This is a genomic window from Spirulina sp. LEGE 11439, assembly GCF_059821285.1.
Genome location: NZ_JCAMRX010000003.1, coordinates 81,083 through 97,932, shown reverse-complemented (window position 1 = coordinate 97,932; position 16,850 = coordinate 81,083). Strand labels below are relative to the sequence as shown.

Here is a 16,850-nt window from a genome sequence, read left to right as displayed (position 1 = left end):
CTAATCCCGATCCTGTGGATGATTCTAATCCCGATCCGGTGGATAAACTCGATCCGATTCAAGAAAAGATTACCGAGGAACTTTTACCCGGAGTTAGTGACGATCTCAATGTATTGGATGACCAATTAACTGCATTATTCCCCGACCTCGAAATTCCTGAAGATCCGGCGATCGATGTAGAACTCACAGAAGACAACATTGATGAATTTCTTGTCACTGCCCAAAGTAAACTCGATGCAGCGATCGAAGAACTGAAGCAAGACCAATTTGCTGATGCGGACGTTTTAGCGAGTCAATATAACTTCAAATCTGAAGACCAACCCTTAATTGGAGTCATCGACACCGGATTTGCCAAAGGAAACCCCGATATCGACAACAATCGTATTATTTGGGGAAGCGATCGCATCGACAATGATGACTATCCTCTGCTATCTGCAAACCATGAAGATGCAGACCACGGAACGAAAATCCTTGAAGTCATTAGTGCAACCCAAGAAAATAACATTGGCATTGATGGCGTGAATGACGATGCGAAAGTCTGGTTAGGTCGCGCGATCGGCTCGGGTCAATGGGCGGATTCTCTCACGGAATTTGTCGATGCAGCGCAAACATCAGGTCAACCCAATGCCGTTGTTAACCTGAGTTTTGACTTGGCACATTCCGATGGAACGCCCCGCACAGAATTGACCGTTGCAGAACGAGAAGCCCTCCAATATGCCCGCGATAACAATGTTTTAGTGGTGGTTGCTGCCGGAAATGAAGGCATTGATACGATGTCTGCATTAGGGCAAGCCTCGGAGGAATTTGATAATATCATTACCGTCGGAGCGGCGGATGGAGAAGCCAACCGCGCCGAATACTCCAGTCATGGGGAGGGTTTGGATATCTTAGCGTATGGAACGCGAGTCAATGACTATAGCGAGACTAACAGTATCGAAAGCGTTGACGGATTCGATCGCCTCAGTTCGGAAAAACAAGCCGCCGTACAGCGTTTGATGGCTTCGGGCAATTCCCAAAACCTCACAGTTGTCGGCGGCAACGGCCAACAGCAAACTTTCACCAATATCATTGCCACTTCTCCAGAAGAAGAACAACTGGCTTTAGAAGCCTTGCAAGAGTTGTTGAGTTCGCAAACCTCCCCAGAACCGGAAGGGGTGGATGCGATCGCGGGAACCTCTATCGCAGCAGCGAAGGTCACGGGGGCGGCTTCGCAAGTATGGGCAGCCAATCCGGACTTAAGTTTCGCTGAAGTGAAAGCCCTTCTCAAAGGTACGGCTACAGATTTAGGCGAGACGGGTTGGGATTTAGCCACGGGTGCCGGCTTATTAAATCTCGGTTTAGCAGTCAAATCGGCAACGGATAACAACGTTATCAACCAACTCCAACAAGAAGCTACCAATGCAACGATCGGGACGGTTGGCAGTGCGATCGGCTCGAAAGAACGCCCGACATTCTTCAAGGCAATTGGACGATTCTTCAAGAAAGTTTTTAAAACAGTTGTCAAAGTCGTCAAATCTGTGGTTAAGGTTGTTTCAAAAGTTGTTAAGTTTGTTGTCAAAACAGTCAAGAGCGTTATCTCTAAGGTAATTCCTTTCCTGAGCAAAGTTGGCAGTTTCCTCACAGGTATTGTTGGCAAATTTATCAGTCTGCCCATTATCGGTAAATTGGGTTCGATCTTGGGGGGCATCGGCTTAGTTGGTGGGGTTGGCTACCTGATCTATCAGGGCATTAAATGGTTTAAAGGAAAAGGCAACGTTGAGAAAGTGGTTGTCAATCAAATTCCTGAAGATGTCTTAAAAGTTGAGGCTGCTTGGAAAGTTCTCAGCACCCAACAAAAGAATGACATTCGCAATCCTTTACTCAATGGTCTGACGGGAAATCTTGCCAAATATCGCCCGCTTTTAGATGGCAGCGATCCCGATGGAATTCTGCCTTTGTTGGAAATTTGGGGAAGTTTATCACAAAGTCAGCAACAATCCCTTGCCTATTATGTTGTGAACGGTCTTAATAATGGTTGGGATAAGTTTCAAGTGGGTCAACCCGTGACCGATCCAAAAGTCAACAATTCTCAACTTAAAAATGCTTGGAATAGTCTAACAACTGCTCAACAGCAAGTCTTAGCACCTTTCCTCAACGATCCCAATAAGAGTGTTGTCAATAGTGCTTATGGCTATCCGCTCTTTAATAACGATCCTGATGGGATTTTGAAAATTCTTGCTGTCATTGGGGAGCAAAAATTAACAGATGCACAACGCGAATCAATGGTAGGATTAATGCTGCATCCGGGTGGCATTCCCACCGAACACGAATCCCGTTTTCCCTAGGGCTGACTGAATTGGACAATCTTATCGCTGCGAAACAAGCCCAAATTCGGGCATCTCAGTCAGCCTTGCAGCAGTATCAAGGACAAATCGACCAAGGGCAAAGTTTGGTTGACCAGTTAGAAAAACAACGGCTTGACGCTCAAAATCAAGCCAACCACTGGAACGGACAAATCAGAACTCAAGGCATTGTGAGTTATTACCGGAAATGCCGCCGTCGCTGGTTTCGGAAAAAGTGTTCTAATGTTCCGGTGTATGGTTTAGTACATAACCCACAAGCCGAAGCCAACCGCAACGAATACCAAAAAGCAGCCGATTTAGCGGCGAAACATCGAGACGAAGCAACGCAAAAGTTGGCAGGCATTAAAGCCAAATACCAACCTTCTGTCTCTGCCGTGCAAACGGTAATTTCTCGCTATCAACAAGAGTTGCATATCTTGCTAAAACAGCGATCGCAACAATTGGCAAATCCTTAATTTCCCTCGGGTTCAATCCGATAGAGAATTAACTCCCTCTATCGGATTTTTTAGAGGAAAAATGTAAAGTTATATTAAATTCGCGATTGATTGGCATAAAAACGAACATCTTCTCCTAAAGAACTGAATAGATACTCAATCGCTTGCCCTTAATCTTACAGAGTCGTGCTCCCGCACGAATGCTGCGTTGGATTTGGAGCAAACCCTTCTTTTTATTGTTATTGGGATTTCTCGCCCTTTCTTTGGTTTTTGGGTTAAACGCGCGATCGCGACTAAAGCCGGATTTGGACAAAATGTAGCGAGATATCAGAAAAAATTCTCTCCTGCATAAAAATTCCCTCTATCTCCAAAGAAATTCTAGAAGTCGATGCGATTTCCTCAATCCCAATCCAATACTTTACCTATCATAGAGATTGTCATGTTTCATCGCCTATTCAAATTCTTCTTTCGTTCCGCAAACGCATCCCGCCCGAAATACCAAGCCTTAATTCTCGAACCCATCCTGACCCCGAGCGGAATTGTCGAAGTTGAGGATTTGTTCGATGGCGATGTACCCGATGGCGATATTTTTTCGGCACTCGCAGACGACCTCGAATACATTCCCTTTGCACCTTCCCAATCTGACCCTCTCGCCTTCGAGTCGGGTTACTTTACCGTAGGAGAAAGCGGTGAAGTAGGCATCGATTTTCTCTTCGATAGCGGCAAATATCAATTTGAATTAGCAATTTTTAGTTTGGAGGACTTGGACGAAACTCCCGGTAGCGAGGAATTCATACGAGAGGCGGCACGACGCGCCCTAACTAATACAACAGAAGGCTATACGGTAATTCGCGATCGCCTCGAGGGAGCAAGGTTTGATGGAGATTTGGGAGAAGGAAAAGACTGGAATTCTGGGGAATACAAGGAGGTTAAAACCTTCAAAATGGAAGTGGGGAAGCAGTTTGGGATGATGCTCGTTCCCAATGGCACAATCGAAGAAGTTTACGAAAATCCGAATATAGGCGGCTCCAAAGCACCCTTATTTTCTCTCTCGACGGCTAACCCCGACGATGCCTTACATCTGGGACAAATTGCCGACGTGACGGGGGACGGCAATACGTTTGTTATGGAGGACGTACAACAGGGTCACAAGTGGTTCGATCGCGATTATAACGACCTGATTTTCCAAGTTCGCGGGGCAACGGGAGAAGCGATCTCCATGGATGAAGTCGTGGATTCGAGTCACGATTGGCGAGAGACAGAAATGGGAGAAGCCATTCTCGATTATGTTACAGCCTATGAGGAAACCGATAATGTAGGGATATTACCGGCAACGTCCCTACCGGATGCGTCGATTGAAGATCGCCCTCTTGTCGGGATTATTGACACGGGATTTAGCGACAACAATCCCGATTTTGACTACGACAATATTCAAACGGGACGAGATTGGATCGATGGGGATGAAAATCCTTTCATTGCCCCCGAAGAAGGAAACGAAGCGGGAACCCACCGCATGGGAATGATTGGCGCAACGCCAGATAACGATTTTGGCATTGACGGGATCGATGCCGAAGCGCCTTTGTGGGTAGGGCGTGCCGATGCTTTGACTTGGAGCGATTCTCTAACGGAATTTGTCAATACGGCTATTGAATCAGAACAACCTCACGCTGTTGCCAATATCAGCATTCCTTTTGTCGATGGAGACGGAAATACTCGCTATGAATTGACTTTAGAGGAACGGGATGCGATCGCCTATGCCCGAGAAAATGGAGTTATTTTAGTCGTTGCGGTGGGAGATGATGGGGGGATTCCTTCTGCGTTGGCACAGGCTTCGCGGGAGTTCGATAATATTATCACTGTGGGAAGTTCTGAGGGTATAGAACGGGCTGATTACTCCAATTTTGGGGAAAGTTTGGATATTCTGACGGATGGCGGTACGGAGGAAAATCCTGTCGTTTCTACTCTTGGAAGTGGGGCGGGAACGATGGCTGGGACGGGGGTTGCAGCTTCTCGTTTAACAGGGGCGATTTCCCAAGTTTGGGCGGCGAATCCGGATTTAAGTTACCAACAAGTCATCGATATTCTCGGCAAAACAGCACGGGATCTCGGTACTTGGGGAGAAGATGGCGAAACGGGGTCGGGACTGTTGAATATTGCGGCGGCGGTGAATTTAGCGGCGGCGACGAATGCCAGTACTTACAAGGTTTCTGAGGAATTGGAGGAGATTGAATATATTGAAGGAAGCGGCAATTCGAGCGATCGTCCTTCTCCCGAACCCAATTATCTGCCTCACAATCTAAATTTTGTTATCGATCGCTTCTACAATCCCACAGAAGCAGTCTCTTTAGCGGGCAAACTTAGCGATCGCGATGGAACGCAGGATTTGCAACGGATTGAGTTTTGGTTGCAGAAGGATGAGGGAGAATGGGAGCAATTGGAAGATGTGAAGGAATTTATCCCTCAAAGGTCAGAAAGCGCTCTCTTTGAACGAAATTTAGGCATTTTAGCCCCCGGTAACTATCGCTTGCAAGCCCTCGCTTACGATTCTTCTAATGTGGGCTGGGAGATGGAGACCAAGGCGTTTACGGTATTATCGACTCCGGAAGGTCGGGAGCTATCCTCGCGGGTGAAACGATCGCTCGCTCGGGCGTTGGATTTAAGCAGTTACGATCCCCATTTCCTGCAAAGAACGCAAGAGTGGGTCGTTAGCGTGCAAGCGGGACAATCTGCGGCAGATTTGGCAGAGGCGATCGGGGCTGTGAATTTGGGCGCAACGGGGCGCATTCTCAATACTCATACTTGGCAATTTCCCGAAGGCATGGATGCAACAGCGATCGCGGCACAATTGGATCGTAAGGGCATTGAATATGCCTATCCCCTCGTTCCCAAACGGGTAGATTTTTATACTCCTACCGATACCGAACCTTTAGTTACAGATGGTACTCAGTGGCACTTGCAAAGCAATGGGAATTTTGATGCCAATATCAGTCAAGCATGGGAGAATCACGGCGCTTCTGGGGAAGGGGTGGAAATTGGGATCGTTGATAGCGGTTTTGCGGTTGAAGATGGCGATCGCAATTTACAGACCCATTCGGATTTGTTGCCCAATTACAACCAAGATTTAAGTTACGATTTTGATGAAGGAGATAATATCCCTTCTGCAATTTTGCAGGCAACGGCAGGATTATCGGGTTTAAAGCCGATTTATCCCGGAACAATTGGCTATAAGTTCGCTTCTGCCATTCACGGCTCGATCGCCAACCTCTCTGTTGATTTGGCGATCGACCATCCTCAAAGTCAAGATTTTACGGTTACGCTGGTTTATCGGCGATCGCAATTGGATCCGAATCCCCCGATCGAGATTCCTCTCGAACTCGATAGCACGGGTAAAGTGTCTCGCATTATTACTGAGTTAAATAGGGAGAGTGCTTTGGGGAAAGATTGGGTGCTCCTGATCGAAAATCCGAGCGCTGAGATGGGATATCTGCAACATTTACAGTTGAATTTTGAGACGGAGAATCACCATGGTACAAAAGTGGCAGGCGTAGCTGCGGCCAGTGGTAGCAATGGAATCGGCGGGAGTGGAGTGGCCTCGGGAGCAGAGTGGGCGGGATTGCGGATGGGAGTAGATGGATTGAGTGCGGATGAAGCCTTTTCTGCTTTATCTCACGAAGGAGATATCATTGATATTTATAACAATAGTTGGGGCTTGGCGGAAATTTTTACGACTTTACCCGATGGAGAAGACGCGATCGAACAAGGCGTTGAGAATGGTCGCGGTGGATTGGGGAATATTTATGTGTTTGCGGCGGGTAACAATCAAAAGGATGAGGAGGGAGCGCGTTACGGCAATGTCAACTATAACAGTTTTGCGAATTCTCGCCATACCATTGCGGTTGCTGCGATCGATCGTAACGGCAAACAAGCGACCTATAGCGCTCCCGGCGCACCTTTGTTAGTTTCCGCTCATTCAAGTTCTGGGACAAAGGACGGCAGCGATCGCCCCATCGTGACGACGAATGATTATGACAACGATTACACGATCGCATCCTATTCGGAAACAGGGGAGGATTTTGGCGGTACGTCTTCGGCGGCTCCTTTGGTGTCTGGGGTCATTGCTTTGATGTTGGAAGCCAATCCTCACCTAACATATCGGGATGTCCAAGCAATTCTCCTTAAAACGGCCCAAATGAACGATCCGAGCGATCGCTATACGGAGCCAGAACGGGAACATGAGGGATGGTATCAAAATGGGGGAGGTTATTGGATCAATCCGAAGTATGGTTTTGGGGCAGTCGATGCGAATGCGGCGGTAGAGTTGGCGAAAAATTGGACTCCTTTACCCCCATACGATACCGTAACGGCGACAGTCTCCCCGATCTTCGACCTCATCCCGGATTTATATAAGGATGAACCCGATACGGGGGAAACTCTCGTTTCAACCCTAACCATTCCTCCCACAGACGATATGCAGGTGGAGTGGGTTGAGGTGGAATTTCTCGGCAATCATCAGTATCAGGGGGATTTGGAAATTGTTCTCGTTTCTCCCGATGGGACGCGATCGGTGTTGGCAGAATCCCATCGCGACACTCTAAAGTATGCTCAAACCCATTCACCGACAAGTTATGATTGGACGTTTACTTCGGTTCGGCACTGGGGTGAGTCGGCTGCGGGTGAATGGCGTTTGGAGGTGACAGATAAGGAGTATGGCGGTGCTTACGATTATCCTCAGTATTATGAGCAACATAATTTCTTAGCACAATGGAAGTTAAATGTATATGGAACAAAATCGGGAGATAAAGCACCGATTCCCGATAATTCTTGGATTCGTCAAATGGGGACGACGGAAAGCGATCGCGCTCATGGTGTTACGGTTGATGACGATGGTAATGTGTATGTTGTCGGACAAACTTACGGCGATTTAGATGGCAATACGCACTCGGGTGGTTACTCGGATCCATTTATTACGAAATACGATGCAGAAGGAAATAAATTGTGGACTAAACAAGCAGGAACAACTGGATATGATTACTATACTGAAGTTGCGGTTGATGAAAATGGTGATATTTTTGCGATCGGTTATGGAGATGGAGATACGACGCTTGGAGGAGGTGATATTAGTTTTTTAAAATGGGACAGCGAGGGTAATTTGTTGTGGAAGAAAGTTATTGGGACGCAAAATCATGAATGGGCGGGAGGGTTAAAAATTGCGCCTGATGGTAATGTTGTTATTGCAGGATGGACTTGGGGTGTATTTGGAGCAGAGAAAATTGGTCAAACCGATAATTTTGTGGCTAAATATGACCCGGATGGAAATCCAATTTGGATCGAACAAAAGGGGACAGTAGAACAAGAACACGGACTAGATGTAGCAATCGATGCAGATGGCAATATCTACACTGTTGGCATTACTGAGGGAGATCTGGGAGGTACGAATGCAGGAGAAAGCGACATTTTCGTGACGAAGTATGATGCTGATGGGAATGAGGTTTGGACGAAACAATATGGGACGACGACAGCAGAAAGTCCTGGACTCTATAATTATCGTTCTGTTTCTGTGGATGTAGATAGTAATGGTAATATTTACATTTCTGGCGAAACTGATGGGGACTTAAATAATCAGATAAATCATGGTTCTACCGATGTTTTTGCCATGAAATTAGACGAGAATGGAGAGGAAGTTTGGACTCGTCAAATGGAAGGTACAGGAAAGGATCATCCTAAAGGAATTCGCCTAGATAATGAGGGAAATATTTACATTGCAGGTTGGACAAATAATACGATTAACGGTGAGTTTAATATGGGACAATCAGCATTTTGGGTGAAATATGACAGTGAGGGTAATTTACTCGATACGGAAGTTCTTGCAACCAGTCAACAAGATATTGCAATGGATATCGAAATCGATCGCAGTGGGAATGTCTACCTTGCTGGGTACACTCAGGGAGATTTGGGTGCGGAAAATGCAGGCGATCGCGATTTCTGGGTCTCTAAAAACTACATTCAACCCAGCGTTACGATTACCACGAATCAAACGACGGTGAATGAAGATGGCGATCCGGTTAGTATTACCATTTCTCGGACGGGAGAGACGGAGAAACCGTTAACGGTGAATCTGGATATTGCAGGAAGTGCGGTCAATGGAGAGGATTTTGTAGCGTTACCGGAGACGGTGGAAATTCCTGCGGGAGAGTCTTCTGTTACGATCGCATTGACTCCGAAAGACGATCTCAAATATGAACCAGAAGAAAAGATTAGCGTTAATGTTTCGGATGGACTGGGGTATAAATTGGGGGGAGATAATGCGATCGAGTTTAATCTCGTTGATGATGAAACATTAGCATCCGTTGCGATCAAATCTGTTATACCTGTTGTCGATGAAGATGGATTCGCTGCATTATTTGAGATTACTCGCGAAGGTGGAAACGAAACCGAAGCATTAACAGTAAATCTTGATATTTCAGGAACAGCAATTAAGGGAATTGATTACCAAGACTTCCCAAATACTGTTACAATTCCTGCTAATAAAGATTATGTTTTCTTGTTTGTTAATCCTCTTGATGACAGCAAATATGAAGGCAATGAAACTGTTGTTATCAAGGTTGCAGATGGGACGGTTTATACAGGAAATAATAGCAGCAGCCTTGCTACTATCATCGACAACGATCCTGCACCAAAAGCAGGCTATGACTGGACGTGGACTTATTTTGGGGAAGACTTTAATCCCAATGGAAATGATGCCTCTTTGACCAATACTCCCAACTCGGATCAGGCACGAAATGAGTTTCTTGCTAATCTGAAGAACGTCAAAATCGAAAATCTGGAAAGTTATGTCGATGCAAGCGTTCCCACTACTTTAAAGTTTGGCGATGAAACTGCAACTGTTTCAGGGATTCGCAGCATCCGAGACTTTTCGACAGGAGGATATAACGGTGATGGAACTTACCCGATTTCTGGGGATAAATATATGTTCCATTATGCAGAATCGAAAACGATTAAAATTGACTTTGAAAATCCTCAATCTGCTTTTGGATTCTCCACAACTGATGCAGGAGATGGCGGTTCTCAAGTTATTGTCACTTTACACCGAGAAGATGGCAGCACGGAAGATTTAATCGTGCCTCACGGACAGGGTGGGATTAATTGGGGAGAAGCGACTTTCTTTGGAGTCACAGACCTTGAAAATCCCTTCGTTTCTGTTACTTTAACCAACACCAATTACGAACATGATGGGTTTGGCATTGATGACCTGATTATCGGCGATATTAAACCCGATGTTCTCCTCAATACTGCCACGCCTCCGAATCAAACCCTACACTTGGCATATCGTGAGGATACCCCTCTCAATTTGAGCGATATCCTCGTCACGGATCCGGATGGAGAAGCAACGGTCAAACTCACCCTCTCCCGTCCCACTGAAGGCAGTCTTGCACCGGCAACTTCGGGTAACGTCACCTCCACCTACGACCCCGTAACAGGCATTTGGCAAGCATCGGGAGAGATTGCAGACATCAATCGATTGTTAGCAGACTTGCAATTTACCCCCCGCAATAATGCCCACGGTGCCTTAAATATTGCCACAGAAATTACCGTCGCCGATCGCACCCACACCGGAACGATCGCCCTCACGGGAATTCCCGCCAACGATCGCCCCACTTTAACCGCGATCGCCTCCTTCACCGGTGCCAAAGAAGGACAACCCTTCACCCTCACCTACGAAGACCTCCTCGCTGCATCGGATGCGAAGGATATCGAGAACCGGGGAATCGACCTGCAAATCCTCTCCCCCAGCAACGGCACCCTCACCCACAACAACATCCCAGTGGCTTCGGGAACGCCCTTGAAGCCCGGGGAAACTCTGGTTTGGACTCCCGATACGTCTGGCGATCGCGTCCCCGCATTTCGCGTCAAAGCCTTCGATGGCGAATTATATTCTGAGACAGAGGTAGAAGTTGCGATCGCGGTTACTCCCAACGATACACCGACCCTACAAGTAGAACCCACACAACAGTGGGTGCGACAATTGGGAAGTAGCGGTTACGAACTCTCAGAAGATGTTGCAGTGGACAAAGAAGGAAATGTTTTCCTTGCAGGATGGGTCACGGGAGACGTTGACGGGAACACTTATCAAGGTCGCGATGTAGCAGTTGGGGACACGGGGGATAGTTTCCTCACCAAATACGATTCTCAAGGAAATAAACTCTGGACAAAAACGTTAGGATCTGATGGAGACGACGCATTCAAAGGAGTCGTCACGGATGATGAAGGAAATGCTTATGTTGTCGGTGCAACAAACCGATCGCTAGATGGCGATCCGGCCTTGGGTTCTTCCGATGCTTTCTTTGCCAAATACGATCGCGATGGTAACTTACTCTGGTCGCGACAAGTGGGAACTCGCGAACACGATCGCTTTTTCTCCATCGTCACCGATGATGCGGGTTCATTCTATACCGCAGGAGCCACCGCAGGCATCATGGACGGTACGAGTAGCTACTACGGTCACGATGCCTTGATTATGAAATGGGATAGCGATGGAAATCAAATCTGGACGCGACAATTAACCTCGACCAACGCATCGAGTACCAGTCACGTCACCGATACTGCGATCGACCCAAACACCGGGGATATTATCGTCACGGGTTATGTTGCAGGAACATTGGATGGAGAAACTCATACAGGCAGCCATGATATCCTTGTAGCGCGGTACGATCGCGATGGTAATCTTCTCTGGAATCGTCAATTTGGTTCTGTGAACTCTGATGCCGGAGAAGCGATCGCGATCGGAGAAGACGGCAATATCTACATTTCTGGTGCAGTCTCAGAAGCATTAGAAGGGGAGAATTATGAAGGCGATCGCGATGCCTTTATTGCCAAACTTGACAAAGACGGTAACATTCTCTGGACTGAACAATTTGCCCAAGATAATACCAATTCAAACTCCCAAGGAGACGACCATTCTTACGGTCTTGGAATTGATGCCAATAATCAAATCTATGTTACCGGACACATTGGCGGTTCTTTAGATGGAAACGAACACGCAGGGACTAAAGATGCGTTTGTTGCAGGATTTGATAAAAATGGGAATCGCACTTGGAGTCAACAGTTTGGTTTCCCCAGTTGGGATAGTTTGTATCACGTAGACTTTGATGATAATAACAATATGTTCGTTGCGGGTGCGGTTTCCGGTGCAGTCCCGGGACAAACCCATGCAGGGTCTCTCGATCCCATTGTTGCGAAATATAGCCACACTCAAACCTATTTTGCCAACACTCCCTTTGACCTCAACGGCATTTACGTCAACGATACGGAAGGCGATACCGTTACCGTCACTCTCTCCCTCTCTGATGCCAATGCAGGCACCTTAACCAGCAAAACGACCAACGTGCCTCGATCGCCTTTACCAACGGTGTATTGACCGTAGAAGGGGCAACCGAAGACGTTAACGCCGTCCTGAAAGACCTGCAATTCAATCCCGCAACCGACTACACCGAAACCGTCACCATTGCAACATCTGTCAGCGACCCCTATAGCGACCCGGTGACAGGTGCAACGATGACCTTAGAAGGGACGCAACCCCCGCAATTTTTCACCCCAGATACCCCCTATCTGAGTTTTGAGGACAGTCCTTTCAAACATGAAACCTTCTCCTACTTCCATCTCGAAACTTTTGAAGATGGACAACTCAACACCCCCGGACTGAGTATTTCCCAAGGTCAAGTCATTAGCAATTCCAACCCAGTTGATTCAGTCGATGCAGATGATGGCAGCATTGACGGTAACGGTCAAGGGGGTAGCAGTTGGTATCCCGTGGGAGTGCGAGATTTAACTCTAACTTTTGACGAACAAACCCTCGGACAACTTCCCACCCATGCAGGATTTGCCTTAACCGACTTAGGACGCAGCGATACAACCGGATTGGGATCGGGTAAAGTGATTTTTGAAGCCTTCGATCGCAGTGGAAATTCCCTCGGTATCCAAACCATTGACTACGGCGATAATCGTCACGACGGGGGAACCGATGAAGATCGCTTCCTTGGAGTCAGCTACGAAAAAGGCATTTCAACCTTAAAAATTAGCTTCCCCGACGGCAATCGCGGCACAGAAATCGACCATATTCAATATGGTATTGCTGGGGAAAATAATACTCCCACTTTACAAGTCGAACCCACCCAACAGTGGTTAAAACAATTTGGCACCGACCAACACGACCAAGCTGTAGATATTATTAGCGATCGCGATGGCAATTTCTACATCCTCGGCGAAACCCGAGGCGATCTCGAAGATGAAAACGCGGGTCAACAAGATGCTTTCCTTGCCAAATACGACAGCGAAGGGAATCAAATCTGGACCCAGCAGTTTGGCAGTACAGAAAATGAATGGATGCGACAACTGGCACGCGATCGCGATGGTAACATCTACATTGCCGGGTCAACAGGTGCAAACAGTTGGGATAAGCATACCCTCGTCGCCAAATTTGACAACAACGGACAACAAATCTGGCAGCAGACTTTTGCGAGTATCGGCGATGATGCCGCATTCCAACTCACCACCGACGACACCGGCCACGTCTACGTTGCAGGTCAAGTGAAAGACTCCCTCAACGGTCAACCCAACGCCGGCAAACACGACGCATATGTGGTCAAATTGGATAGTACCGGCAACAATGTCTGGACGAAACAATTTGGCACAGAGGGTAAAGATGCAGTCGATGGTATCAGTATCGACCCCCAAGGGAATATCTATGTGGGAGGGACCGTCTGGAATTCTCCCGATGGGGACGCTTCCAAAGAAATTCGCGATGGATTTATTCGCAAATACGACCCCGACGGAAACGAAATCTGGTCAACCCAACTCGGCATCCCAGAGGATGATATTCTGCACGAATTGAAAAGCGATCGCGAGGGCAATATCTACATCGCCGGAGTTACCAAAGGTAATCTCGCAGGAGAACATCAGGGGAACTGGGATGCTTTTGTAATGAAATATGATAGTAATGGCGATCGCGTTTGGGCGCAACAACTGGGAACGTCGGGAAATGACGGAGGTGCCTATTATCGCGATGGTTTGGGCATTGATTCCCAAGGCAACGTCTACTTTGCAGGAGGTACTCAAGGAGACTTAGGGGGACAAAATGCCGGGTCTCACGATGCCTTTATCGTCGGTTTCGACAAAGACGGAAATCTCAACTGGAATCAACAATTTGGCACGACTGGAAGCGATAGCATTACCGGATTAACCGTCAATAACGATGGGAGTATCGGGGTCGTCGGTTGGGCAACCAATACCCTCGCAGACCAACCCAATAGCGGCGGAAATGACGCAATTTTAGCCAAATACGACTTCACCCAAACCTACAGCGAAAATACGCCCCTCGACCTCAAAAATATTGCTGTTAACGATGCTGACTTGGGAGACACTCTCACCGTCACCCTGACCCTCTCTGATGCCAATGCAGGCACGTTAAGCAGCACAACGACCAACGATGCCTCAATGACCTTTAACAACGGTGTATTGACCGTAGAAGGGGCAACCGAAGACGTGAATGCCGTCCTGCAAGACCTGCAATTCACCCCCGCAACGGACTACACCGAAACCGTCACCATTGAAACTAATGTTACGGATGGGAATAGCGATCGCGTGACCGGTGCAACCATGACCTTAGAAAGTGATGCGATCGCCCTCAACCACTGGAATGCCAGCTTTATCAATCGTACCTATCCCTCCACCGCCGATCGCAATACCTTCGACTTTTCCAACCCCGTCGCCACCCTCGACCTCGGGGAACAAGCAGAAAATGGCAAACTCTCCTTAAAACGAGATTGGGGATTTGGTAGTCCCGATCCCGCCGTCCAAACCGACCAATACGCCATGCGTGCTTGGACGCGCAGCCAATTTGAAGCCGGACAACTGTACAAAATTACCACCCGATCCGATGATGGCGTTTGGTTCCACCTGAAAAACGCCGCTACGGGTGAAGCGATCGGAGATAGCGTCGTAGTGAGCGGAGATGGGGCAGATTGGCGCGATCGCAGTGTCAACGATGCCCCCCGTACCATCTTCTTCAAAGTCCCTGAAAGTGCCGAATACGACTTCTACGTGGATTATTACGAGAATGCCGCAGAGTCGGTTGTTGACTTCACCCTCGAAGAAGCGCAACCCTTCCAAGATTTTGTCAACCCTCAAACCCAATGGGAAACTAACTTCTACTGGTGGGATCGCAAACTGGGCAACCAACCCCCCGCCAACATTTTCGCCAGTGGAGGCGACCCGAGCAGTAAAATCGGTACCGTGAATCTTGGCAGTAACGTTCGCAGCAACGGCAAGTCCGGTTTATCCTTTAATTGGGGAGCCAATGCAGCTTTAAATGATGTGCGCTTGCCCGATAATAATTACGCCATCCTCGCCCGCACTCAAGCCACCCTCGAAGCCGGACGCAACTATCAAATGCACATACAAGGAGACGATGGTTTCCAAATTCTCGCCCGCAACCGGACGACGAGGCAAGAAGTCTTCATTACCCCAGAAAATCAATGGCAACAGGCATACGGTGCACATCAAGTTGTTACCTTCTCCGTTCCTAACGACGGTCAATACGACATTGAAGCGCAATTTTATGAGGAACGTGGCGATGCTTACTTCGACCTTTCTTGGGAACCGATTAACTTTAACGGTCGCGTGATTTCTACCATTAATTCCAATCTGCGAGCCGGTCCGAGTACCAGTTATGCTAAAGTCGGATGGGTGGGACCGAATACCCAATTAACCTTTGATAAATGGGCAAACGGACAGTTTATTGATTACACCAATGAGTTAGGACAAGCGAGTTCTCTTTGGTATCGTATTGCCGGAACAAATCAATGGATTTCGGCTGCTTTAATTGCAGGGAATCCTTAAAAATAGATGGGAGAATATAGCGATCGCACCCATCAAAAATGTTGCGTGTATCGCGATCCGCCGAGGATTAAAAATCCCCGTCTCATAAAAAAATCCATTAAAATGGATTGCGATCGTGAAATTTTCCCTCAAATTTATGAGTACAGTCCTCTGAAGAGGACTTCTCATATGAGACAGGGAATTCCATTCCCTGGCGGATCGACAACAAGAGAATAAATGCAATTACACCATTGCCCATATATGCTCATCATTTGTATTGTAAAAATGGAGAATTTGTCGCTAAATATAAGCAATGCGATCGCATTTTTTTAGAAGAGAAAGAGAGGTACGATCGCACTGAGAGGACGAAAGAAAAGCGATCGCGATTCGGAAAGATATTTTGTAAAGTTTTGTAAAAATACGCCTTGCCCCGCATAAAAAATTCAGGAGTCACCAAAGGAAAACATGAGGGAGCGCGATCGCGTTTTTTCCTGAAGACCGTACAGAAAAGAGTTCACTGCCTATTGAGTCCCCTATCGACGCGATCGGGCGATCGATAAAACAGATAATCTCGATTTATTTTTGGAGGACATCGGAAAATGCCTGCGGTATTCTTAGACGATCTAGATAAATATTTGCAAACAGGAGGATACAAGTACGATACTATTAGTAGTGGTTTTGTGCGATTCGATTCTGATTCTTCGTTGCAAATCCCATACCTTTGGTGGACACCGAAACCGTATAATGGTTCTATCGTATATGAGCACGGTAATCCAACTAAGAATTGGTGGAACGATATACCGGGCTTGGCTTCTGAGGAAAATTTACCTTACTTGGAGCAAATCGATTTTTTTAAGTTTATTCCCAAAGATTTACAGCATATCCCCGATCAATTTTACTATCTTGTCGTTCCTCATGTAGAGGAGAGTCGGTTTTCATTACCAGAAATCCAACAAGTTGCACAGGATAACATCTTCAAAGAACTCGATTTATCGAGTTATAATCCAGCCGCTAGCTCCCATGATACCTTCAGGACACTTTTTTCACCAGACCATCGAGTTTATCGTCGCGATATCGAACCCGCAAACTTAGATATTTGGGATCTGATTAATTTTTTGAAAGAATCAGAGGTTACAAATCCGGTCAATCCGGTTAATCCAGTCGATCCAGTCAATCCAGTCGATCCGGTTAATCCAGTCGA

5 protein-coding genes and 1 pseudogene are annotated in these 16,850 nt (G+C 47.1%); all 6 read left to right on the top strand.

The genetic code is table 11. The annotated features are described in order from the left end of the window. The coding region (locus AC6RV6_RS03065; RefSeq protein WP_500238843.1) for a S8 family peptidase at nucleotides 1–2,324 on the top strand (2,324 nt) is incomplete at its 5' end. 11 nt (nucleotides 2,325–2,335) lie between these two features. Next, nucleotides 2,336–2,797, top strand: a complete 462-nt coding sequence (locus AC6RV6_RS03060; protein ID WP_500238842.1) for a hypothetical protein — start codon at nucleotides 2,336–2,338, stop codon at nucleotides 2,795–2,797. Between the two features lie 367 nt (nucleotides 2,798–3,164). Beyond that, nucleotides 3,165–12,191 (top strand): S8 family serine peptidase, encoded by a 9,027-nt coding sequence (locus AC6RV6_RS03055; RefSeq protein WP_500238841.1) that lies wholly within the window; start codon nucleotides 3,165–3,167, stop codon nucleotides 12,189–12,191. Beyond that, complete coding sequence (locus AC6RV6_RS03050) at nucleotides 12,188–15,670, top strand: SBBP repeat-containing protein (RefSeq protein WP_500238840.1); 3,483 nt, start codon at nucleotides 12,188–12,190, stop codon at nucleotides 15,668–15,670. The genes AC6RV6_RS03055 and AC6RV6_RS03050 overlap by 4 nt, the downstream gene beginning before the upstream one ends. A 404-nt stretch (nucleotides 15,671–16,074) precedes the next feature. Next, entirely contained in the window at nucleotides 16,075–16,209 is a 135-nt protein-coding gene (locus AC6RV6_RS03045) for a hypothetical protein (RefSeq protein WP_500238839.1), read from the top strand. 39 nt (nucleotides 16,210–16,248) lie between these two features. After that, nucleotides 16,249–16,850 (top strand): annotated as a pseudogene (locus AC6RV6_RS03040) (hypothetical protein); the annotation flags it as partial.

What these genes read in the sequence shown, in the direction of transcription:
- AC6RV6_RS03055 (WP_500238841.1), top strand. Translation starts at nt 3,165, where the DNA reads ATGCGATTTCCTCAATCCCAATCCAATACTTTACCTATCATAGAGATT.